The sequence below is a fragment of the Rhodococcus sp. NPDC127527 genome, from assembly GCF_042672245.1.
In the GTDB taxonomy this organism is placed as follows: domain Bacteria; phylum Actinomycetota; class Actinomycetes; order Mycobacteriales; family Mycobacteriaceae; genus Rhodococcus_G.
This window is the reverse complement of the sequence record NZ_JBHXVP010000008.1, coordinates 49,060-69,851: the sequence shown is the minus strand read 5'-3', so window position 1 is coordinate 69,851 and position 20,792 is coordinate 49,060. Positions and strand designations below refer to the sequence as shown.

The 20,792-nt window shown below is 72.4% G+C and carries 21 protein-coding genes and 1 pseudogene; 17 read left to right on the top strand and 5 right to left on the bottom strand.

The window, feature by feature from the left end; translation table 11 throughout:
* Nucleotides 1-35 precede the first annotated feature (35 nt).
* The 4 genes from ACFVH2_RS15140 to ACFVH2_RS15125 all read left to right on the top strand — a co-directional run bounded on the left by ACFVH2_RS15140 (nt 36) and on the right by ACFVH2_RS15125 (nt 5,765).
* Entirely contained in the window at nt 36-2,036 is a 2,001-nt protein-coding gene (locus ACFVH2_RS15140; protein WP_378423991.1) for a primosomal protein N', read from the top strand.
* Between the two features lie 43 nt (nt 2,037-2,079).
* The gene (locus ACFVH2_RS15135; protein WP_378423744.1) at nt 2,080-3,798 is read left to right on the top strand and encodes an alpha/beta hydrolase; all 1,719 of its coding nucleotides are present in this window, start codon (nt 2,080-2,082) and stop codon (nt 3,796-3,798) included.
* Between the two features lie 178 nt (nt 3,799-3,976).
* Nucleotides 3,977-4,684, top strand: coding sequence for a PadR family transcriptional regulator (locus ACFVH2_RS15130; RefSeq protein WP_378423742.1), 708 nt, complete (start codon nt 3,977-3,979; stop codon nt 4,682-4,684).
* 118 nt (nt 4,685-4,802) lie between these two features.
* Nucleotides 4,803-5,765 (top strand): esterase/lipase family protein, encoded by a 963-nt coding sequence (locus tag ACFVH2_RS15125; RefSeq protein ID WP_378423740.1) that lies wholly within the window; start codon nt 4,803-4,805, stop codon nt 5,763-5,765.
* A gap of 75 nt (nt 5,766-5,840) precedes the next feature.
* On the opposite strand, the gene ACFVH2_RS15120 is transcribed toward ACFVH2_RS15125, so the two are convergent.
* A complete protein-coding gene (locus tag ACFVH2_RS15120; RefSeq protein ID WP_378423738.1) occupies nt 5,841-6,047 on the bottom strand; it encodes a hypothetical protein in 207 nt (68 codons plus the stop codon).
* Nucleotides 6,048-6,366: 319 nt separating this feature from the next.
* Here ACFVH2_RS15120 and def point away from each other — a divergent pair, with 319 nt between their 5' ends.
* The 3 genes from def to ACFVH2_RS15105 are packed head-to-tail and all read left to right on the top strand — an operon-like array spanning nt 6,367 to nt 9,294.
* A complete protein-coding gene (gene def / locus ACFVH2_RS15115; RefSeq protein ID WP_378423736.1) occupies nt 6,367-6,909 on the top strand; it encodes a peptide deformylase in 543 nt (180 codons plus the stop codon).
* 1 nt (nt 6,910) lies between these two features.
* On the top strand, nt 6,911-7,849 hold the full coding sequence (fmt, locus tag ACFVH2_RS15110; protein WP_378423734.1) for a methionyl-tRNA formyltransferase: 939 nt from the start codon (nt 6,911-6,913) through the stop codon (nt 7,847-7,849).
* Nucleotides 7,846-9,294 (top strand): RsmB/NOP family class I SAM-dependent RNA methyltransferase, encoded by a 1,449-nt coding sequence (locus tag ACFVH2_RS15105; protein ID WP_378423732.1) that lies wholly within the window; start codon nt 7,846-7,848, stop codon nt 9,292-9,294. The genes fmt and ACFVH2_RS15105 overlap by 4 nt, the downstream gene beginning before the upstream one ends.
* Before the next feature lie 9 nt (nt 9,295-9,303).
* Here ACFVH2_RS15105 and ACFVH2_RS15100 read toward each other — a convergent pair whose 3' ends face one another.
* Genes ACFVH2_RS15100 through ACFVH2_RS15090 form a run of 3 tightly spaced genes read right to left on the bottom strand, consistent with a single transcriptional unit; the run spans nt 9,304 to nt 12,382 of the window.
* Nucleotides 9,304-9,927, bottom strand: a complete 624-nt coding sequence (locus tag ACFVH2_RS15100; RefSeq protein ID WP_378423730.1) for a class I SAM-dependent methyltransferase — start codon at nt 9,925-9,927, stop codon at nt 9,304-9,306.
* A 54-nt stretch (nt 9,928-9,981) separates the two neighbouring features.
* A complete protein-coding gene (locus ACFVH2_RS15095) occupies nt 9,982-12,006 on the bottom strand; it encodes a heavy metal translocating P-type ATPase (RefSeq protein WP_378423728.1) in 2,025 nt (674 codons plus the stop codon).
* Entirely contained in the window at nt 11,999-12,382 is a 384-nt protein-coding gene (locus tag ACFVH2_RS15090; protein ID WP_378423726.1) for an ArsR/SmtB family transcription factor, read from the bottom strand. Before ACFVH2_RS15090 ends, ACFVH2_RS15095 begins: the two co-directional genes overlap by 8 nt.
* A gap of 26 nt (nt 12,383-12,408) precedes the next feature.
* Between ACFVH2_RS15090 and ACFVH2_RS15085 the strand changes: the two genes are divergently transcribed.
* The 3 genes and pseudogenes from ACFVH2_RS15085 to ACFVH2_RS15075 all read left to right on the top strand — a co-directional run bounded on the left by ACFVH2_RS15085 (nt 12,409) and on the right by ACFVH2_RS15075 (nt 13,494).
* The gene (locus ACFVH2_RS15085) at nt 12,409-12,600 is read left to right on the top strand and encodes a DUF222 domain-containing protein (RefSeq protein ID WP_378423724.1); all 192 of its coding nucleotides are present in this window, start codon (nt 12,409-12,411) and stop codon (nt 12,598-12,600) included.
* Nucleotides 12,597-12,881, top strand: a pseudogene (locus ACFVH2_RS15080) (DUF222 domain-containing protein); the annotation flags it as partial. The gene ACFVH2_RS15085 and the pseudogene ACFVH2_RS15080, both read left to right, overlap by 4 nt.
* A 361-nt stretch (nt 12,882-13,242) precedes the next feature.
* Nucleotides 13,243-13,494 carry a hypothetical protein gene (locus ACFVH2_RS15075; RefSeq protein ID WP_378424007.1) on the top strand — a complete coding sequence of 84 codons (252 nt, stop codon included), beginning with the start codon at nt 13,243-13,245 and terminating at the stop codon, nt 13,492-13,494.
* Between the two features lie 26 nt (nt 13,495-13,520).
* Here ACFVH2_RS15075 and ACFVH2_RS15070 read toward each other — a convergent pair whose 3' ends face one another.
* Complete coding sequence (locus tag ACFVH2_RS15070) at nt 13,521-13,874, bottom strand: VOC family protein (protein ID WP_378423722.1); 354 nt, start codon at nt 13,872-13,874, stop codon at nt 13,521-13,523.
* Nucleotides 13,875-14,008: 134 nt separating this feature from the next.
* On the opposite strand from ACFVH2_RS15070, the gene rpe reads away from it, so the two are divergent.
* From rpe to uvrC, 7 genes are all read left to right on the top strand, one after another.
* Entirely contained in the window at nt 14,009-14,692 is a 684-nt protein-coding gene (gene rpe, locus ACFVH2_RS15065; RefSeq protein ID WP_378423720.1) for a ribulose-phosphate 3-epimerase, read from the top strand.
* A 1-nt stretch (nt 14,693) separates the two neighbouring features.
* Nucleotides 14,694-15,716 carry a bifunctional diaminohydroxyphosphoribosylaminopyrimidine deaminase/5-amino-6-(5-phosphoribosylamino)uracil reductase RibD gene (gene ribD / locus ACFVH2_RS15060; protein WP_378423718.1) on the top strand — a complete coding sequence of 341 codons (1,023 nt, stop codon included), beginning with the start codon at nt 14,694-14,696 and terminating at the stop codon, nt 15,714-15,716.
* A 47-nt stretch (nt 15,717-15,763) separates the two neighbouring features.
* On the top strand, nt 15,764-16,372 hold the full coding sequence (locus ACFVH2_RS15055) for a riboflavin synthase (RefSeq protein WP_378423716.1): 609 nt from the start codon (nt 15,764-15,766) through the stop codon (nt 16,370-16,372).
* Between the two features lie 92 nt (nt 16,373-16,464).
* The gene (locus ACFVH2_RS15050; RefSeq protein WP_378423714.1) at nt 16,465-17,718 is read left to right on the top strand and encodes a bifunctional 3,4-dihydroxy-2-butanone-4-phosphate synthase/GTP cyclohydrolase II; all 1,254 of its coding nucleotides are present in this window, start codon (nt 16,465-16,467) and stop codon (nt 17,716-17,718) included.
* Nucleotides 17,715-18,212 carry a 6,7-dimethyl-8-ribityllumazine synthase gene (ribH, locus tag ACFVH2_RS15045; protein WP_378423713.1) on the top strand — a complete coding sequence of 166 codons (498 nt, stop codon included), beginning with the start codon at nt 17,715-17,717 and terminating at the stop codon, nt 18,210-18,212. The genes ACFVH2_RS15050 and ribH overlap by 4 nt, the downstream gene beginning before the upstream one ends.
* Nucleotides 18,209-18,661 carry a PH domain-containing protein gene (locus ACFVH2_RS15040; protein ID WP_378423712.1) on the top strand — a complete coding sequence of 151 codons (453 nt, stop codon included), beginning with the start codon at nt 18,209-18,211 and terminating at the stop codon, nt 18,659-18,661. The genes ribH and ACFVH2_RS15040 overlap by 4 nt, the downstream gene beginning before the upstream one ends.
* Before the next feature lie 52 nt (nt 18,662-18,713).
* Nucleotides 18,714-20,792, top strand: coding sequence for an excinuclease ABC subunit UvrC (uvrC, locus tag ACFVH2_RS15035; protein WP_378423710.1), 2,079 nt, complete (start codon nt 18,714-18,716; stop codon nt 20,790-20,792).

The window sequence follows — 20,792 nt, the reverse complement described above, 5'->3', positions numbered from 1 at the left end:
CGGCCGCCGAACTGCCCGTGGCCCGGGTGCTGCCGATGCTGCCGCTCGCGCACCTCGACCGCGAGTTCGACTACCTGATCCCGCGTGAGCTCGACGAGCAGGCCCAGCCCGGTGTCCGGGTCCGGGTCCGGTTCGCGGGCCGGCTCGTCGACGGTTTCCTGGTGGAGCGGATCGCCGCCAGCGAGCACCCCGGCAAGCTCGGCTGGCTGGACCGTGTGGTGTCACCCGAACGGGTGCTCACCCCGGAGATCGCGGCGCTGGTCGACGCCGTCGCGGCGCGCTACGCCGGGACCAGGGCGGACGTGCTGCGTCTCGCCGTCCCGCCCCGGCACGCGCGGGTCGAGGCTGAAAGGACGCCCGAGGCTTCGCCCGAGAGGGATACCCCGCAGGCGCACTCGGTCACCGTCGCCGACCTGCCGAGCCCGGCACCCGAGCCGTGGGCCGAGTACCAGCACGGCGCGGGGTTCGTCGCCGCGGTCGCGGCCGGCCGCGGCCCGCGAGCGGTGTGGCAGGCCTTGCCCGGCGACGACTGGCCGAGGCGGCTGGCGGAACTCGCCGTGGTCGTCGCCCGGCGTGGCCAGTCCGCGGTGCTGGTGGTGCCGGATCAGAAGGACCTGGACCGGGTCGCGGCCGCCTGCGTCGACGTCGCGGGGGACGATCTGGTCGTCCCGCTGGCCGCCGGCCTCGGCCCGGCGATGCGCTACCGACGCTGGCTCGCCGCGCTGCGCGGCAGCGCCCGGATCGTGGTCGGCACCCGCAGCGCGGTCTTCGCGCCGGTGCCCGACCTCGGACTGGTCGCGGTGTGGGACGACGGCGACGACAGCCACTCGGAACCGCGGGCCCCGTACCCCCACGCCCGGGAGGTCGCGTTGCTGCGCGGGCACGGCACCGGCTGCGCGGTGGTCCTCGGCGGGCACGCCCGGACCGCGGAGGCGCAGGCGCTGGTGGACTCCGGCTGGGCGCACGACCTCGTCGCCGCCCGGCCGCAGGTGCGGGCGCGCGCTCCGCAGGTCACGGCGTTGGCCGACAGCGACCAGGCGTTGGCCCGCGACCCCGGGGCGCGGGCGGCGCGGCTGCCCGCGGTGGCCTTCGCGGCCGCCCGGGAGGCGCTCGCCGCGGGCGCCGGGGTGCTGGTGCAGGTGCCGCGGCGCGGCTACGTGCCGTCGCTGGCCTGCGGGAAGTGCCGTGCCCCGGCGCGGTGCCGGCGCTGCAACGGCCCGCTCTCGCTGCCCACGGCGGCCGGGCCGGACGGGGCGGGCACCCCGACCTGTCGCTGGTGCGGGGTCGCCGACGCCAACCACCGCTGCCACGCGTGCGGCGCCCGTTCGTTGCGCGCCGTGGTGGTCGGGGCCGGCCGCACCGCGGAGGAACTCGGTCGCGCCTTCCCCGGCGTTCCCGTGCTCACCTCCGGCGGCGGCGAGGTCGTGACGACGGTGAAAGCCGGTGCGTCCCTGGTCGTCTCGACGGTCGGCGCCGAGCCGACGATGCCCGGCGGCTACGGGGCGGCGCTGCTGCTCGACGGCTGGGCGCTGCTCGGACGGGCCGACCTGCGCGCCGAGGAGGAGACGCTGAGGCGCTGGATGACGGCGGGATCGCTGGTGCGCCCGGCGAGCGAGGGTGGTCGCGTGGTGGTGGTCGCGGACTCGGGCCTGCCGACGGTGCAGGCGCTGGTCCGATGGGATCCGGTCGGTGCTGCGCAGGCCCAGCTGGCCGAGCGGGCGGAGGTCCGGTTCCCGCCCGCGGTGCACCTGGCCGCCGTCGACGGCACCCGCGCCGCGATCGAGGACCTGCTGTCCGGTGCGCACCTGCCCGACTCGGTGGAGCTGCTCGGGCCGGTGCCGTTGCCGCCCGGAGCGCGGCTGCCGTTCGCCGGCGACGGCCCGGAGCCGGCGGAGGTCGAACGGATGCTGTTGCGGGTGCCGCGCGGGAAGGGTGGTGCGCTGGCCGCGGCACTGGCCCAGGCGCAGGCGGTCCGCGGCGCCCGTCGGGAGTCGGGGTCGGTGCGGGTGCAGATGGACCCCGTCACAATCGGCTGATGCCGAGCACTCGGTGCGCGCCCGGGCTCTAGTGTTGGCCACCATGACTGCAGCCCTCGACACGGTCGGCGCGGACGCGAGTTCCGCGCCCGCGCCGGACCCCGCACCCAGAGTCCGGCGACTTCGAAACGGGTTGCGTCGCTACGGCAGCCGACTGCATCCGGTCGGGCTGGCCACCGCGCTGGTGTTCTTCACCTGGTCGCTGAGCCCGTCCCTGTTGCCGCGGGCGTGGTACCTGCAGGGCGTCGCGACCGGAATCTCGGTTGCGCTCGGCTACGGTCTCGGTTGCGCGGGGGCCTGGCTGGTGCGGTCCTGCGGCGTCACACCGGCGTGGTCGGCGCGCACCCGACGGATCGGCTGGTGGGTGCTCGGGTCGGCGACGGTGGTCCTGGTCCCGGTGTTCCTGGTGCTCGGCGCCCGCTCGCAGAACTACGTCCGTGGCCTCGTCTCGGTCGAACCGACCAACGAGGCCAACGTACTGCTGGTGTTCCTGATCGCGGCGCTGGTCTGGTTCGTGCTGCTCGGGGCTTCGCGGGGGCTGCGATCGGGAACCAGGAAGCTGAGCGCGGTCGCGCGTCGCTTCGTGCCCCGCCCGGCCGCGAACGTCGCGGGCCTGGTGGTGGCCGTGACGCTCGGCGTGCTGGTCGTCAACGGCGCGCTGTACAACGGACTGATCGCGTTCGCCAACTGGAGCTTCTCCGGCGCGGACTACGACACCGCCCCGGGCGTGGAGGAGCCGACGGCGCCGGAGCGGAGCGGGTCGCCCGCGTCCGCGCAGGCCTGGGACACCCTGGGGCAGGAGGGGCGCACCTTCGTCGGGCGCGGGCCCGACGCCGCGCAGATCGAGGCGGTGACGGGGCGTCCGGCGCTCGAGCCCGTCCGCGTCTACGCCGGCCGCGGGTCCGCCGACTCGGTGGCGGCCGTTGCCGATCTCGTGGTCGCCGAACTCGACCGCACCAAGGCGTGGGAGCGAAAGGTGTTGGCGGTCAACACCACCACGGGGCGCGGATGGGTGAACCAGAACGTCGCCTCCTCGCTGGAGTACCTCGAGGGCGGAAACACCGCGATCGCCTCCATGCAGTACTCCTTCCTGCCCAGTCCGTTGGCCTTCATCGCGGACCGGCAGACCCCGCAGGTCGCGGGCCGCGCCCTGTTCAACGCGGTCTTCGCGCGCTGGATCGACCTCCCCGTCGAGTCCCGGCCGAAGCTGGTCGTGTTCGGCGAGAGCCTCGGCTCCTACGGCGGCCAGAACGCGTTCGCCGGGTACCAGGACATGGCCACCCGGGTGGACGGGGGGCTCTGGGTGGGGACGCCGAACTTCACCCCGCAGTGGCAGGAGGTGACGGCCGACCGGGACGCCGGTTCCAGCGAGATCCTCCCGGTGATCGACGGCGGCAGGTCTGTCCGGTTCGCCTCCGCTCCGGCGGACCTCGACCTGGGCGCCGAGTGGGGAGCGCGCCGAATCGTGTACTGGCAGCACGCCAGCGATCCGATCGTGTGGTGGTCGCCGTCGCTGCTGCTGAACGAGCCGGACTGGCTCAGGGAGTCGCGCGGGTCCGACGTGGACCCGAAGATGCGATGGCTGCCGCTGGTGACGTTCTGGCAGGTGACCCTGGACATGGTGTTCTCGGCCGACGTCCCGGCCGGGCACGGTCACGCCTACGGTGCGGAAGCTGCGGACATCTGGGCTCGGATCCTGCCCGATCCGGGTTGGTCGCAGGCGGACACCGACCGGGTGCGCGCGGCGATGACCGGCGAGTGAGTCGCTCGCGCTGATCGACGTGGGGAGCCGTCCGTGCCATCGGCACGGGCGGCTCCCGGTGTTTGTGGGTGGCGCGGGGTGATCCAGGCGACCCTTGCCGTCGAGCTATTGTCGATATATCGTTGAGAACGTAATCGATAGACGGCCGATCAGGCCGACGACAGTCGAGGAGACTGACATGGAGCACATTCAACGAGACATGGGACGAGGCCGGCGCCACCCCGGACATGCCGGCCGCGACCGCAGGCGAGACGGCTTCGGGCCCGACGCGTTCGGGGCAGGCGCGTTCGGCGCCGGGGCGGGCTTCGGGCCCGGGCGTCGTGGGCCGCACGGTGACGACGGGTTCGGCCGCGAACGATTCGGACGTGGCCGCGGTCGCGGCGGGCGCGGTCGGCGCGGCGACGTTCGCGCGGCGGTCCTGCTGCTGCTGGCCGAGGGGCCGAAGCACGGATACGAGCTGATCCAGCGGATCGCCGAACGCAGCAACGGGCTGTGGAAGCCGAGCCCCGGGTCCGTCTACCCGGCGCTCGCCCAGCTCGAGGACGAGGGCCTCGTGCTCATCGAGCGGGTGGCCGGGCGCAAGACCGCGCGCCTGACCGAGGCCGGGACCACCTACATCGAGGAGCATCGGGGCGAACTCGGCGACCCCTGGGCCGACGTGTCCGCCGAGGTGGGCCCCGAGGCGCGGGACCTGCGCGATCTGGTCCGGCAGCTGATGGGTGCCGTCGGCCAGGTCGCCGCGGTGGGGACCGTCGCGCAGGCGAAGGCGGCAGGTGAGGTGCTGGTCGAGGCCCGGCGCGCGATCTACCGGATCCTCGCGGACGAGCCACGGCCCGGCGACGCCGACGATGCGGCGGACCCGTCGAACGACGAGACCTCGATCTAGACCGAAGTTTGTTCCGGCCGTGCCGAAATCGTGACCTTTCCGGCGTAGCCGTCCGGTCCGTCGGACGACATGATGGGCTGCAGGGTGAGGTGTCCGGCCCGCAGGGGGAAGGGATCGTATGAGGCGCTCTGTCGTTGCCTGTAGCGGCGTGCTGATCGCCGCGCTGCTCGCGATTCCCGCAGCGGCGCAGGCAGTCGGTGTCGCCTCGCTGTCGGAGGTGCCGACGTCGGTCGGTCCGCCGCAGAACACGCACCTCGACGCCGCGAACTACGCCGACGCTCATCCCGGCAGCGCGCCACCCGGCACCAACGACTTCTCCTGCCGGCCGTCGGCGGCGCACCCGAATCCGGTGATCCTCGCGCACGGCAGCGACGCCAACGCCTACTCCGACTGGTCCGAGATCGCGCCCCGGTTGAAGGATCGCGGCTACTGCGTCTTCGCGCTCAACTACGGCGGCAAGGCCGGGGCGACGTCGTTCGGCACCGAGGACATGTACCAGTCCGCGGGCCAGGTGGCGGACTTCACCCACCGGGTGCTGGCGGCGACGGGCGCCGCGAAGGTCGATCTGGTCGGCTACTCGCAGGGCGCCACCGTGACCCGCTACTTCGTCAATCGCCTCGGCGGGTCCGAGGTCGTCGACCGATGGGTCGGGGTCGCCTCACCCAGCTACGGCGGGGTGTTCTACGGGTTGGTGCCCCTCGTCCAGTCGGTGCCGGGCGGGGCCGACGCGGCGGGGTTGTTCACCACCACCGCCGTCGCCCAGCAGATGCAGGGCTCCGACTTCCTCGACGAACTGAATGCGGGCTCCGACACCGTGCCCGGCGTGCAGTACGTCACCATCGGCACCCGATTCGACGAAATGATCCAGCCGTTCTCGAACGTGGCACTCCAGGGCTCGGGGGCCGAGAACATCCTGATTCAGGACCGCTGCCCGCAGGACATGACCGGTCACATGAACATGGTGTACGACCCGTTCACGGTGTCGCTCGTGGTCGGGGCGGTCGACCCCTCGGCGCCGGTCGCGCCTTGCCAGTCGGTGCCGTTGGGCACCGGAATGGCAGGAATGGTCGGGCGTCGCTGACCCGAAACCACCGGACACCGAATTCGGCGGCGCGATATCGCGCCGCCGAATTCGGTGTCGAGCGGTATGCGGAAGCTATTCCGCCAGCTTCGCGAACGCCTGGGCCCACAGGAAGAACTTGTTGGTGCCGAGGTCGGCCACCGTCTTGATGTTGAACGCTGCCTGGAGATGCTCGGCATCTCCCTCGCTGACGCCCTGGAGTGCCGAAACTGGTGCCTTGGCAATCTCCTCGAGGGTCTTGCCTTCCCAGGCCTTGGTCAACTTGTTGTCGGTAGCGGCCATAACAACCTCCAGATGAGTGCGCGACATTTCCCAGGGCCGGCGGCCGCAATTCGACTTCCCGCGCACCGCCGGACCGAACAACAGGGACAGTCAATACCCCGCAGAGCCGATTGGGTGGGATTACACGCGCCGTGTTCGCAAACAATTCGCGTATTCGACGGCCGGAGAATGCGGAATCCGGCGTAACGGTCGTCGGCACGGCTCGGAGCCAGGACGGACTCCCCGTACGGTGTGGTCGGGGACGGCCGTGGGCTTCCCTAGACTGTTGCTTGACATCGGACCCGCGGAGACGGCGGGCGCACACCGTGGGAGCAGCCTCGTGAGTATTCAGCCCGTTCGCCTCTTCGGCGACCCCGTCCTGCGGACCCGCGCGGACGAGGTGGTCGACTTCGACCGCGAGCTGGCGCAGCTGGTCGAGGATCTCGTCGACACCATGCAGGACCGGGGCGGTGCCGGCATCGCGGCCCCGCAGATCGGCGTCGGCCTGCGCGTGTTCGCCTACAACTGCGGCGGAATGTCCGGACACCTGGTGAACCCGACCTACGAGGTGCTCGGGTCGGGGGAGCAGGTCGGCCCGGAGGGCTGCCTATCGATCCCCGGGGTGCGGGCGGACTGCCGGCGCGCGCTGACCGTGCGGGCGCACGGCTTCACGATGGATGGCGAGCCGGTGAGTTTCGAGTGCGACGGCCTCATGGCGCGCTGCGTCCAGCACGAGACGGACCACCTCGACGGCGTCCTGTTCCTCGCGCGTCTCGAACCCGCCGACCGTAAGGACGCGATGCGGGTGATCCGCCAGTCGGACTGGTTCCGGGCCGGCATCACCGTCTCCACCGGGTCCGCGGCGCCGGCGGGGGGTCGCTGACATGCGGATCGTCTTCGCCGGTACACCGGACCCCGCCGTCCCCTCGCTGGCCCGGTTGCTCGCCTCGCAGCGGCACGAGGTCGTCGCCGTGGTGACCCGGCCCGACGCGGTCGCCGGTCGCGGCCGCAAGGTGACCCGGTCACCGGTCGGCCTGCTGGCCGACGAACACGGCATCGAGGTGCTGACCCCCGCGCGCGCCTCGGATCCCGAGTTCCTCGCCAGGCTCGAGGAACTCGCGCCCGACTGCTGCCCGGTGGTCGCGTACGGCGCCCTGCTGCCGCGCCCGGTGCTCGACGTCCCGCGCCACGGCTGGGTGAACCTGCACTTCTCCCTGCTGCCCGCCTGGCGCGGCGCGGCCCCCGTGCAGGCCGCGATCGCCGCCGGCGACGAGATGACCGGCGCCAGCGCGTTCCTGCTCGAGGAGGGACTCGACACGGGTCCGGTGTTCGGTGTGGTCACCGAGCGGATCCGGGCCGAGGACACGGCGGGCGAGCTGCTGGGCCGGCTCGCGGAAGGCGGTGCGGTGCTTCTGGATTCGGTGCTCGACGGCATCGAGGACGGGGCACTGCGGCCGGTTCCACAGCCCGACGAGGGCGTCTCGCACGCGCCGAAGGTGACCGTGGACTCCGCGCGGGTGCGGTGGAACCTGCCCGCGCTCGCGGTGGACCGGCAGATCCGTGCCGTCACCCCGGCACCGGGCGCGTGGACGCAGGTGGGGGAGCTGCGCCTCAAGGTCGCACCGGTCACCCCGGTCGCGGAGACGGCGGTCGACGTACCGCTCGAACCCGGCCAGTTCCTGGTCCGCAAGGACGGCTGCTACGTCGGCACCGCGACGACCGCGGTCCGGCTGAGTCAGGTTCAGCCACAAGGCAAGAAGGCCATGGCGGCCGCCGACTGGGCGCGCGGTGCGCGCCTCGACCCCGAGGTGCGTGCACAGTGACCGAATCCCGCAGACCCTCCCGCGGCAACCGGGCGAACTCGTCGAAGGCAGGCAAGGGCGCCTCGAACACCCGACCACGTCAGCCGCGTAGGCCCGACGACTCCGGCGTCGACCAGCCGCGGGTCGCCGCGCGCGACGTGCTGCGCGCGGTCCGCGAACGCGACGCCTACGCCAACCTGGTGCTGCCCGGACTACTCCGGGACCGCAAGATGGACGGCCGGGACGCCGCCCTCGCCACCGAACTGGCCTACGGTGCCAGCCGCGCCCGCGGACTGCTCGACGCGGTCATCGCCGCCGGCGCCGGCCGGCCCGTCGACGAGATCGACGGTCCGCTGCTCGACGTGCTGCGCCTGGGCGCCTACCAGTTGCTGCGCACCCGGATCGCCCCGCACGCCGCGGTCGCCACCTCGGTGGACCTGGTGCGCGCCGAGTTCGGCGGCGGCAAGGCCGGATTCGTGAACGCGGTGCTGCGGCGGGTGGCGGAGAAGTCCGAGGACCAGTGGGTGGCCGAGCTCGGTCCGGACGCCACGGCGGACCCGGTGGGGCACCTGGCGTTCGAGTACGCGCACCCGGTGTGGATCGCGCAGGCCTTCGCCGACGCTCTCGGTGCGGACGCGGCCGAGCTCGAGGCGGTGCTCGCCGCGGACGACGCCCGCCCGGTGGTGCACCTGGTGGCGCGGCCCGGGGAGATCTCGGCGGAGGAACTGGCGCTGGTCACCGGTGGGGAGGTCGGCCCGTACTCGCCGTACGCGGTGCATCTCGACGGCGGCGATCCGGGACAACTCGACGCGGTGCGCGAGGGCCTGGCCGGCGTCCAGGACGAGGGCAGTCAGCTCGTTGCGCGGGCGTTGACGCTGGCGCCGGTCGTCGGCGCGGACGGTGGCCGCTGGCTGGACCTGTGCGCGGGCCCGGGCGGCAAGGCGGCCCTGCTCGGCGCGCTGGCCGACATCGAGGGCGCGCGGGTCGACGCCGTCGAGCCCGCGCAGCACCGGGCCGACCTGGTGCGCAAGACCACTCGCGGACTGCCCGTGGACGTCCACGTCGCGGACGGCCGCGAACCCGGACTCGAACCCGGCTACGACCGGGTGCTCGTGGACGCGCCGTGCACCGGGCTCGGCGCGCTGCGCCGACGTCCCGAGGCGCGCTGGCGTCGACAGCCCTCCGACGTGGCCGCGCTGGTCAAGCTCCAGCGTGAGCTCCTCGCCTCGGCGATCTCGCTGGTCCGTCCGGGCGGCGTGGTGCTCTACTCCACCTGCTCGCCGCACCTGTCGGAGACGGTGGCCGTGGTCGCGGACGCCGTCCGCAGGCACGGCGTGGTCCCGCTGGACACCCGCGAGTCGGTGCCCGGCGTGCCCGACCTCGGCGCCGGCCCGGGCGTGCAGCTGTGGCCGCACCGGCACGGCACCGACGCGATGTTCATGGCGGCGCTGCGCAAGCCGGAGTAGCGGCGGGCGTCACCGACCGACGGGTGCGGCGACACCGAGCGAGAGCGCGCCCATGAACTTCGGGGCGCCCTGCTCGTAGAACGTGTCGAGGTCGCGGATCTCGAAACCCGCGGACCGCACGAGGGCCGGGATCTCGCGGGTGAGATGGCAACCGCCCGCGAGGGCCTTCTGGACGGGTTCGATGCGGCGTTGCCAGCGCTGGACCTTCGCGTCCGGGGCGAGCCCGTGTTCGACGAAGTGCAGGGTGCCGCCGGGCTTGAGGACCCGGCGCACCTCGTGCAGCGCTGCGTCGACGTCGGGGATCGTGCACATCGTCCAGGTGGACAGTGCGGTGTCGAAGGTGTTGTCCGGGAAGGGCAGTGACTGCCCGTCGAGCCCGGAGCGCTCGACCGGCACGGTGGACGCCGCGAGACGTGCGCCCGCCAGTTTCCAGCCGAGGTCGGCGGGTTCGACGGCGCTGACGGACTCGACGGCGGGCGGGTAGAACGGGACGTTGAGGCCCGACCCGAAGCCGATCTCCACCACGCGCCCGTGCAGGCCGCTGCACACCCGCTCGCGCAGCGGCTCGGTCAGGGACATCCCGCAGGAGATGTCCACCAGGCGTGGCACGATTCGATCCGAGTAGAACCCCATGGCGCCTCCCGACCGTTCGCGGCCCCCTTGGCCGTCGGCTCCAGCATGGCACGGTCAGCGTGCCGGGGACGGGCCGTCGCCCGGACAGCAGGTGTCGCCGGGGACGTTGCCCGCGGGCGCGAGGCGCACGTGGACCGGGCCCGCGACGGTGGGGGCCGCGGTCAGCCCGGGCAGGGCGGTGGCCCGGGCGGCGCGAATGGCGTTGGCGATGACCAGGACTTCGGCGAACTCGTGGACGAACACGACCGCGGCGAGACCGAGCACGCCGGTCGCGGCGAGGGGGATCAACACGGCGATGATGGCGAGCGAGAACCCGATGTTCTGCACCATGATTCGCCGGGCGCGCCGGGCGTGGGCGAGTACCTGGGGCAGGTGCCGCAGGTCCTCGCCCATCAGGGCGACGTCGGCGGTCTCGATCGCGACGTCGGTGCCCATCGCTCCCATCGCGATGCCGACGTCGGCGGTGGCCAGTGCCGGGGCGTCGTTGATGCCGTCGCCGACCATGGCGATCCGGCGGCCGCGGGCGAGGGCGGGCAGCAGTTGCGCCTTGCCCTCGGGGAGTAGTCCGGCGTGCACCGCGACGATGCCGGCCTCGGCGGCGAGGGTGTGTGCGGTGCGTTCGTTGTCGCCGGTGAGCATGGCGACGTCGATGCCGAGTCGCCGTAGTCGGTGGACGGCGTCGGGCGCCTCGGGGCGCAGTTCGTCGCGGACGGCGATCGCCGCGATCACCGCCGCGTCGCGCTCGACGAGCACCACCGTGGCGCCTCCGTCCTGCAGTCGGGTGACCTCGGGGCCAAGGGATCCTGGCGCGATCCAGCCCGGCTTGCCCAGCCGCAGGCGGGCGCCGGCCAGGCTGCCGTGCAGGCCGTGACCCGGGACGGCGGTGACGTCGTCGGCCGCAACGACCGGATCGGCTGCGGCGGTGAGGATCGCGTGCGCGAGCGGGTGCTCGCTGCGGGCCTCGAGGGCCGCAGCGGTGGCCAGCGCATCGGCCTCGCTCACCCCGGGCGCGGTGACGGTGGCGACGACCTCGGGGGTGTTGCGCGTCAGGGTGCCGGTCTTGTCGAGTGCGACGACGCGGATGCGGCCGAGCTCCTCGAGCGCGGCGCCGCCCTTGACCAGGGCGCCGTGCCTGCTCGCGGCGCCGATCGCGGCGACCACGGTGAGCGGGACCGCGATCGCCAGCGCGCACGGGGACGCGGCGACGAGCACCACGAGGGCGCGTTCGATCCACAGCATCGGGTCGCCGAGCAGGGCGCCGACCACGGCGACGAGGGCGGCGAGGATCATGATCGCCGGGACCAGCGGCCGGGCCACCCTGTCGGCGAGACGTTGCCCGGATCCCTTGCGTCCCTGGGCTTCCTCGACGATGTGCACGATGCGGGCGAGGGAGCTGTCGGAGGCGAGGGCGGTGACCTCGACCTCGACGGCGCCGCCGCCGTTGATCGCCCCGGCGTACACGTCGTCGCCCGGGCCCGCCTCCACCGGAACCGATTCGCCGGTGATGGCGGACAGGTCGAGGCTGGTGCGGCCGGAGCGGATCACGCCGTCGGTGGCGGCCCGCTCACCCGGGCGCAGCAGCATCCGGTCGCCGAGCGCGAGTTCGTCCGGGGCGACGGATGATTCGTGGCCGTCGCGGAGCACCGTCGCGGTCGGTGGCACCAGCGACAGCAGCGCCCGCAGTCCTCGGCGGGTCCGGGTGACGGCGTGGTGCTCGAGCCCCTCGGCGGTCGAGAACAGAATGCCGAGCATGGCCGCCTCGGGGATCTTTCCCAGCGCGACGGCGCCGATCGCGGCGATCGTCATCAGCGTGCCGACACCGATTCGGCGGTGCCGCAGGTTCGCCGCCGCGCCGGGAGCGAAGGTGGACGCGCCGACCACGACGGCGGCCAGTTCCACCACCGCCGCCGCCGGATCGGATCCGGCCCGACCGAGAGCCCAGCCGACCGCGAGCAGGACCGCGGCCACGCCCGCGCACTGGAGTTCGCGAACCTGCCACCACCGCCGCGGCCCCTGGTCGGAGTGTGCACCGACGGCTGGGCTGTCGGCGGGCGTCGGTGCGCAGCAGGCGTCAGACATGCTCACCCTCCACGGCGTCGAGTTCGCTGTCGCCGAGCACGGCGCCGACGAGACCGTGGCCGCGCGGGGTGAGCGCGTACATCACCAGCCGGCCCTGGCGTCGCGAGCCGACGAGTCCGGCGATCTTCAGTTGCCGCAGGTGATGGGACACGAGGTTCTGGGCCAGTCCGACCACCCAGGCGATGTCGCACACGCACAGCTCGTCGCCGGCGTGCAGTGCCGTTGCGATCGTCAGGCGGGTGGGATCGCCGAGCGCCCGAGCCGCCGCGGCGGCCGGCTCCACCCGTGCCCGGGTCGGGAGTCCGGCCCGGATCCGTTCCGCGTGCGGGAGATCGAGGCACAGCAGGTCGCAGGTGTCCACCTTGTCGTCGTCCATATCAACATCCTAACGAATGTTGATATATGGGCGAGAAGTACTCGCTGGGGCCTGCTCGCGCACCTGAATCCCGCACCGCCGCCCAGCGCAACCACGACGCGATGAAAGTGGCCCTGCGGCAGCTGCTCTCGTCCGGTGCGCTGGGCAGTCATCGGGGGTTGCCGGTCACTGCGATTCCCCCAAGCACTTCGTGCAGGGAGGTGCCCCCATCACGATGACGCTGCGCCAACTCGAGGAGGCGTCCGGGGACGAAACCACCGCGTCCGGTGGTTTCGTCCCGGTCAAGGACGCCCTGCGGATGGCCGGACATGCCCACCCGGTCCTCGTGGTCTTCGACCACGACGGCCGGCCGTTGCACCTCGGCCGCAGCAGGCGCCTCGCGTCGGCGGATCAGCGGCTCGCGCTCATCGCGGCGTCCCGCGGCTGCACCTGCCCGGGCTGCGATGCCCCCGCGACGCTGACCGCCGTGCACCACATCCGTGAATGGAAGGACGGCGGCCGCACCGACATCACCAACGAGGACCTCGCCTGCGACGCCTGTCACGCGCTCGTCCACGACGGACCGGGCGGCTGGAAGACCGAGGTCGCGCCGCCCGAGTCGGAGCAGGCTGGCCGCACCCAGTGGACGGCGCCGCCGCACATCGACCCGGAGCAGAAGCCTCGCGTCAATCACCGGCATCACCTCGACGAGTACATCGCCGGAGCGCTCGCCCGCTACCGGGCCCGCCAGGCCGTCGAACTGCGCCGATGGCAGGAGCACCACGACCAGGGCAGCCGCAGCCGCAGGCGCGGCGACGGCACCGATTCCGGAGACGACAAGGCGCCACGAGCCGGTGCCGCCTTCGACACCCTTCGTCGCCGTGCCGGTCGCCTTCCTGGTCGGCTACACCATGCCGCGCACCTACCCGACCGGCGCCAACGTCGCCGAGTTCGCTCAGCAGGTGGGTGTCAGGGCGGCCGCTCCCGAAGTCGGGCCGCGCGATGTCTCGGCGGCGCTCGGCTCGGTCGACTGGCAGTCACCCGCGGTGTCAGCGAATACGGTTGCCGGACTGAAGTTCTCTGCGGCACTGCCGCCCGACCTCGCCGTTGGCACGCTTCACCCGGCGCCCTGATTCACGCGGCGCCGCGACCGGGTCCGTCAGTCGTGGTGCTGGACGACGTTGACGACGGCGCCGTCCGGGGCACGCACGAAGAACCGGCGCACACCCCACGCCTCGGTGGTGAGCGGGTACACGATGTCGTAGCCGAGCCGTCGGGCTTCCTCGTAGGCGGCGTCGACGTCGACCGTGTGCACCGACATGACCGAGTCCTCGGGCGCGGTGGCGTCGCCGGAAACGAGCTGGACGTGCGCGCCGGTCTCCGGTGAGGTGTAGCGGGCCACCCAGCCCAGGTTGAACTCCTCTGTGCTCAGACCGAGGAAGTCGGTGTAGAAGCCCTTCGCGGAGTCGATGTCGGTAACCGGAAGGTTGGTGGTGATGCGGGTGACTCGCATGGGTACTCCTGTCTGCGCCGGGTGTGCTGATGATCGTCCGAACCCGGCACCCTGTCGACCCGGCGGGCGTGGTCGGCCGCGCCTCCTGCCCGTCGTGGCGAGGACGCCGAGGGCACCCACTAAACTTGGCGCCCGTGGCCCACCCGATGATCGCACCGTCCATTCTGTCCGCCGATTTCGCCCGACTCGCCGACGAGGCGGCCGCCGTGGCCGGCTCCGACTGGCTGCACGTCGACGTGATGGACGCGCATTTCGTGCCGAATCTCACCCTCGGACTGCCGGTGGTGCAGTCGCTGCTCAAGGCCACCGACATCCCCCTGGACTGCCACCTGATGATCGACAACCCCGGCCGCTGGGCGCCGCCCTACGCCGAGGCCGGCGCGCACAACGTCACCTTCCACGCCGAGGCCACCGACGATCCGATCGCCGTCGCCCGCGACATCCGGGCGGCCGGGGCCAAGGCGGGCCTGTCCGTCAAGCCGGGCACCCCGATCGAGCCCTACCTGGAGATCCTCAAGGAGTTCGACACGCTCCTCGTGATGAGCGTCGAGCCCGGCTTCGGCGGGCAGTCGTTCATGCCCGAGGTGCTGAGCAAGGCCCGCGCGGTCCGCAAGCTCGTGGACTCCGGTGAGCTCACCCTGCTGGTCGAGATCGACGGCGGCATCAACGTCGACACCATCGAGGCCGCCGCCGAGGCAGGCGTCGACTGCTTCGTGGCCGGCTCCGCGGTGTACGGCGCGGCCGATCCGGCCGCCGCGGTCCGCGGTCTGCGCGCCCAGGCGGCCGCCGCGTCCCCGCACCTGACGATCGTCCAGTAGCGTGCCCGGCCCCGTCGAGGACGCGGTGCTCACCGCGCTGCGGGTGGCCGTCGACGCATCCGAACAGGTGCGCGGCACCACCAGCCCGAACCCGCCCGTCGGCGCGGTGATCCTCGACGCCGACGGAGTGGTCGCCGGGGTCGGCGCCACCGCGCCGGTGGGTGGCCCGCACGCCGAGGTCATGGCGCTGCGCGCCGCGGGTGCCCGCGCCCGTGGCGGCACCGCGGTGGTCACCCTCGAACCGTGCAATCACCAGGGCCGGACCGGTCCCTGCGCGCTCGCGCTGATCGAGGCCGGGATCGCGCGGGTGGTCTTCGCCGTCGCGGACCCCAACCAGCAGGCAGCCGGCGGGGCGCAGACCCTGCGCGCGTCCGGCGTCGAGGTGGTGTCCGGGGTGGGGGCGGTCGAGGTGGAACGCGGCCCGCTGCGGGCCTGGCTGCACCGCCAGCGCACCGGCCGGGCGCACGTCACCTGGAAGTTCGCCGCCGGTCTGGACGGGCGCAGCGCCGCCGCGGACGGCACCAGCCAGTGGATCACCGGCCCCGAGGCCCGGGCGCGGGTGCACGAGCAGCGCGCGCGGCTCGACGCGATCGTGGTGGGCACCGGGACGGTCCTCGCCGACGACCCGTGGCTGACCGCCCGACGACCGGACGGCGGCCTCGCCGCGCACCAGCCGCTCCGAGTCGTGGTGGGGGAGAGGGAGATTCCGCCCACCGCCCGGATCCTCGACGATGCCGCGCCGACGCTGGTGCTGCGGACGCGCGACCCGCACGAGGTGCTGGCCGCGCTGTCCGAGCATCCCGACGTCCTGCTCGAGGGTGGCCCGCACCTGGCCGGGGCGTTCCTGGCCGCGGGACTGGTCGACCGCGTCCAGGCGTTCCTCTCACCGGTACTACTCGGTGCGGGCGCGGCCGCGGTGGAGGATGCTGGGGTCGGCACCATCGCGGAGGCGCTGCGGTTCGACCGGGAATCGGTCGAGACCGTCGGCCCGGACCTGTTGTTGACGCTCACGCCCCGGGCGTGATCCGTACCACCACTGCATGACCTACGACACACGAGGAGCGGACTGAAGTGTTCACCGGGATCGTCGAAGAACTGGGTGAGATCGTCGCCAAGGAGGACCTGACCGACGCGGCGCGTTTCACCGTGCGCGGCCCACTGGTGACCTCCGACGCGTCGCACGGGGACTCGATCGCGGTGAACGGCGTCTGCCTGACCGTGGTCGACGTCGTGGACGGCAACAGCTTCACCGCCGACGTGATGGCCGAGACCCTCGACCGGTCGAGCCTCGGCGCCCTCGAGGTCGGCAGCCGGGTGAACCTCGAGCGGGCGGCGGCGCTGAACAGCAGGCTCGGCGGCCACCTGGTGCAGGGGCACGTCGACGCCACCGGCGAGATCGTCAGCCGCTCGCCCTCGGAGAACTGGGAGGTGGTGCGCATCTCGCTGCCCGCCTCGATCTCCCGTTACGTGGTGGAGAAGGGTTCGATCACCGTCGACGGCGTCTCGTTGACGGTCTCCGCGCTCGGATCCGACGAGTCCGGCGAGTACTTCGAGATCTCGCTGATCCCGACCACCCTCGAGCTGACGGTGCTGGGCACGGCCGCACCGGGCACGCCGGTGAACCTCGAGGTGGACGTCATCGCCAAGTACGTCGAACGGCTGCAGAACGCGGGTCGGTAGGTCGCGTTTCGGCCCCCGTGCCCGGGGGTCGTACTGTTGAGGTGCACCTTTTCAGGGTGTACGGAGCATTCAAGACTGATGGAGCGCAGCACGTGACCAGGTTCGACAGTATCGAGCGCGCAGTTGCCGATATCGCCGCAGGCAAGGCCGTCGTCGTGGTGGACGACGAGGACCGCGAGAACGAGGGCGACCTCATCTTCGCCGCCGAGAAGGCGACCCCGGAACTGGTGGCCTTCATGGTCCGGTACACCTCCGGCTACCTGTGTGTGCCGCTCGACGGCGAGGACTGTGACCGCCTCGGCCTGCCGCCGATGTACTCGTCCAACCAGGACAAGCACGGCACCGCGTACACCGTGACGGTGGACGCCAAGGAGGGCATCGGCACCGGCATCTCCGCCTCGGACCGCGCCGCCACCATGCGACTGCTGGCCGACCCGACCACCGGCGCCAGCGACTTCACCCGCCCCGGACACGTGGTGCCGCTGCGCGCCAAGGAGGGCGGCGTGCTGCGCCGGCCCGGCCACACCGAGGCCGCGGTCGACCTGGCCCGGATGGCCGACCTGCGGCCGGCGGGCGTGATCTGCGAGATCGTCAGCCAGAAGGACGAGGGCCACATGGCCCAGACCGACGAGCTCCGGGTGTTCGCCGACGACCACAACCTGGCGATGATCTCCATCGCCGACCTGATCTCCTGGCGCCGCAAGCACGAGAAGCACGTGGTCCGGGTCGCCGAGGCGCGCATCCCGACCACCCACGGCGAGTTCAAGGCCGTCGGCTACCAGAGCATCTACGACGAGGTCGAGCACGTCGCCCTGGTCAAGGGCGACATCGCGGGCCCCGCCGGCGACGGTGGCGACGTGCTGGTGCGGGTGCACTCCGAGTGCCTGACCGGCGACGTCTTCGGGTCGCTGCGCTGCGACTGCGGCCCCCAGCTCGACGCCGCGCTGGAGATGGTCGCGGCCGAGGGTCGCGGCGTGGTGCTCTACATGCGTGGGCACGAGGGTCGCGGCATCGGCCTGATGCACAAGCTGCAGGCCTACCAGCTGCAGGACGCCGGGTCGGACACCGTCGACGCCAACCTCGAGCTCGGCCTGCCCGCCGACGCCCGCGACTACGGCATCGGTGCGCAGATCCTCGTCGACCTCGGCATCACCTCGATGCGGCTGCTGACCAACAACCCCGCCAAGCGCGTCGGCCTCGACGGCTACGGCCTGCAGATCACCGAGCGGGTGCCGATGCCGTTGCGCGCCAACGCCGAGAACCTGACCTACCTGCGCACCAAGCGGGACCGGATGGGCCACGACCTGGCCGGGCTCGACGACTTCGAGAAGGGCGGTGCCGTGTGAGCGGGGAGGGACTGCCCGGCCTGCAGCTGGGCGACGCGAAGGATCTCCGGCTCGCGATCGTCGCCGGGTCCTGGCACACGGAGATCTCCGAGGCCCTGATCGCGGGCGCGCGGCGGGTCGCCAAGCAGGCGCAGATCGAGGACGTGACGCTGATCCGCGTCGCAGGCGCGATCGAGCTTCCCGTCGTCGCGCAGGCCCTGGCCCGCACACACGACGCGGTCGTCGCGCTCGGCGTGGTGATCCGCGGCGGCACCCCGCACTTCGAGTACGTCTGCGACGCGGTCACCGCCGGCCTGACGCGGGTCTCGCTCGACGAGAGCACGCCGGTCGGGAACGGCGTGCTCACCTGCGACACCGAGCAGCAGGCGCGCGATCGGTCGGGCCTGCCGGGCTCCGTCGAGGACAAGGGCGAGCAGGCGTGCGCGGCGGCGATCGACACAGCCGTCACGCTCAAGCACCTGCGCCAGCCGTGGACCGAGCGGTCGTTCCGATGACCGGCTGGGACATGGACGTGCGGTCCAAGAAGTCGGCTCGGGTCGCGATGATCGTGGCCGCCTTCTTCACCCTGGTGTTCGTGGTGCTCGCGGTGCTGCTGCGCAGCTCCGCCACCGGCGTGTACTTCCGGGCCGCCGACCAGTTCGCGATGGTCGGTATCGGGCTGATCCTCGCCGGCGGCGCCCTGCTGCTGACCCGGCCGCGGCTGCGGGCGAACTCGGCGGGCGTCGCTGTGCGCAACGCGTTCGGCGAACGGTTCGTGGACTGGGACCTGGTGCGCGGACTGTCGTTCCCGGACGGTGCCGCCTGGGCGCGCATCGACCTGCCCGACGACGAGTACATCCCGGTGATGGCGATCCAGGCGAACGACCGGGAGCACGCCGTCTCGGCGGTGCGCTCGTTCCGCGCGCTCGAGGCCAAGTACGCGCCCCGCGGCGAGGCGGACTAGAGCGCAGTCGCCGGCCGTAGCGGTGTCGGCGGGGGCGACTAGCCTGGATACCGTGCCCGATCCAGCCACCTACCGTCCCGCCACCGGAACCATCCCGGTCGCGCCGGGCGTGTACAAGTTTCGTGATCCGCACGGCCGGGTCATCTACGTCGGCAAGGCGAAGAGCCTGCGCAGCAGGCTGAACTCGTACTTCGCGGACGTGGCCTCGCTGCACCCGCGCACCCGCCAGATGGTCACCACGGCGGGTTCGGTCGAGTGGACCGTCGTCACGACCGAGGTCGAGGCGCTGCAGCTCGAGTATAACTGGATCAAGGAGTTCGACCCGCGGTTCAACGTCCGCTACCGCGACGACAAGACCTACCCGGTGCTGGCGGTGACGCTGAACAAGGAGTACCCGAGGCTCTTCGTCTACCGCGGGCCGCGCCGCAAGGGTGTTCGGTACTTCGGGCCGTACTCGCACGCCTGGGCCATCCGCGAGACCCTCGATCTGCTGCTGCGGGTGTTCCCGGCGCGCACCTGCTCGACCGGAGTGTTCAAGCGGCACAACCAGATCGGTCGGCCCTGCCTGCTCGGCTACATCGACAAGTGCTCGGCACCGTGCGTGGGACGGGTCAGCGCCGCGGAGCATCGCCGCATCGTCGAGGACTTCTGTGACTTCCTGGCCGGCCGCACGGACAAGCTGGTGCGCGAGCTGGAGGTGCGGATGCAGTGCGCCTCCGACGATCTCGACTTCGAGACGGCCGCCCGGCTGCGCGACGACCTGGGCGCGCTGCGCAAGGCGCTGGAGAAGCAGGCGGTGGTGTTCGGCGACGGCACCGACGCGGACGTCGTCGCGTTCGCCGCGGACGATCTCGAGGCCGCCGTCCAGGTGTTCCACGTCCGCGGCGGACGCGTGCGCGGGCAGCGCGGCTGGGTGGTCGAGCGCTCCGGTGACGCGGGTACGGAAGACCTCGTCGAGCAGTTCCTGACCCAGTTCTACGGCGAGCAGGCGGCGCTGACCGAGCAGTCGGACCTGCAGGCGGACAAGGCGACCGTCGTGCCGCGGGAGGTGCTGGTGCCGGTGCTGCCGCCCGGTGCCGGGCAGCTGCAGGAGTGGCTCAGCGGCCTGCGCGGATCCTCCGTGGCACTACGGGTTCCCCAGCGCGGCGACAAGAAGACCCTCGCCGAGACGGTCGAGCGGAACGCGAAAGAGGCGCTCGCGCAACACAAGCTGCGGCGGGCGGGCGACCTCACCACGCGGTCGGCGGCGTTGCAGGGAATCCAGGACGCGCTGGACCTGGACCAGGCGCCGCTGCGGATCGAGTGCATCGACATCAGTCACGTCCAGGGCACCGACGTGGTGGCCTCGCTGGTGGTGTTCGAGGACGGTCTGCCGCGCAAGTCCGACTACCGGCACTACTCGATCAAAGAGGCTGCGGGGGAGGGGCGTTCGGACGACGTCGCGAGCATCGCGGAGGTCACCCGGCGTCGCTTCCTGCGGCACTCGTCCGACGCGGCGCCGGCCGGCACCGGTCCGGCGCAGGATCCGGGCGGCGGTGACCTGGCGCCGGAGGCAGCGCTCGACCCGCAGACCGGGCGCCCACGCCGATTCGCCTACCCGCCCAACCTGTTCGTGGTCGACGGCGGCCAGCCGCAGGTGACCGCGGCCGCGGCCGTGCTCGACGAGTTGGGCATCACCGACGTCGCGGTGGTCGGACTCGCGAAGCGTCTCGAGGAGGTGTGGGTGCCGGGCGAGCCTGACCCGGTGATCCTGCCCCGCACCAGCGAGGCGCTGTTCCTGCTGCAGCGGGTGCGTGACGAAGCCCACCGCTTCGCCATCACCTTCCATCGCAGCAAGCGTTCGCGCCGCATGACCGCGTCCGCGCTGGACTCCGTGCGGGGGCTCGGCGAGGCCCGGCGCACCGCGCTGGTCACGCATTTCGGGTCCGTCGCCAAGCTCAAGGAGGCGACCGTGGAGGAGATCACGGCGGTCCCGGGGGTCGGCGTCACCACCGCCCGGGCGGTGCTCGCCGCGCTCGGCGGTGAAACGAAACCGGTCGGCGGAACCGATGACGCTGTGGCAGACCGCGCGGTAGGGAATGATGAGCTGAGCGCGAAGCCGGACACATCGATCATCAGCGTGACGGATTGA